Source organism: Mesorhizobium sp. M7A.F.Ca.MR.362.00.0.0, from assembly GCF_004023175.1.
Lineage (GTDB): Bacteria > Pseudomonadota > Alphaproteobacteria > Rhizobiales > Rhizobiaceae > Mesorhizobium.
On sequence record NZ_RZTF01000854.1, the window covers coordinates 1 to 731 of the forward strand.

Here is a 731-nt window from a genome sequence, read left to right on the forward strand (position 1 = left end):
TTTCCTGGTCCGGTGCTGCCAGCCACCGGCGACCGCGACCAGCTCGTAGGGGCGGCCGGCGAGCTCGGCGCGAATGTCGTCGATGATCAGCTCGAGATTGCAGTTTCTTCCCACTACCCGCGCCAGCACCTCGCGCGGCACCGGGTCGCTGGCGGCAAAGATGACTGCTTCGACGCGGCCCATCCATTCGCGCCAGCGCAGCTCCGGCGGCAGGTGGTCCAATTCCGTGTCGAGCAACACAGGCTGTTCGTTCGGCTTGCGGCGGGCAGAGGCTTCGGTCATCCCTACAACCCAAAAAGCCGAAAGGTGGTGCGGCCGGAGAGCTCGCGCACGACCTCCAGTTGCTGCAGCCGTTCGAACAGCCGTCGCGATGCAAAGCGCGACAGATTGTCCGTCGTCAGCGATCCGGACACGGCGTCTTCACTGAGCAGCAGAAAGATTACGTCGCCGGCGCCTTTGGCGCGCAGTTTCGGCGCCACCGCCAGGAGTTTTTCGGCCCGGCGCGACAGCTCGGCGGCCAACCGACAAGCGTCCGCGGCGGCCGCGACGAGCGCGATGCAAACCGCCCGCTCAAAATTCTTGTCCCCGGGCCGGATGCGCCGGCCACCGCCGGCCTCGGTGCGGAAAGATGGTCCAAAACCCTGCGCCATTAGGAGCGGCAGGGGCTGCGGCCAGCCCAGGCGTTGCGCCAGTACCAGGTCGGCGAGCCACCAGCCAAAGAGTTCGGCATC

The 731-nt window shown here is 66.9% G+C and carries 2 protein-coding genes; both read right to left on the reverse strand.

Translation table 11 applies throughout. The features are described from left to right. Positions 1 to 282: SMC-Scp complex subunit ScpB (locus EOC06_RS38160; RefSeq protein ID WP_206631383.1), on the reverse strand; the 282-nt coding region annotated here is incomplete at its 3' end. A 2-nt stretch (positions 283 to 284) separates the two neighbouring features. Then, positions 285 to 731: DUF1403 family protein (locus tag EOC06_RS38165; RefSeq protein ID WP_128310166.1), on the reverse strand; the 447-nt coding region annotated here is incomplete at its 5' end.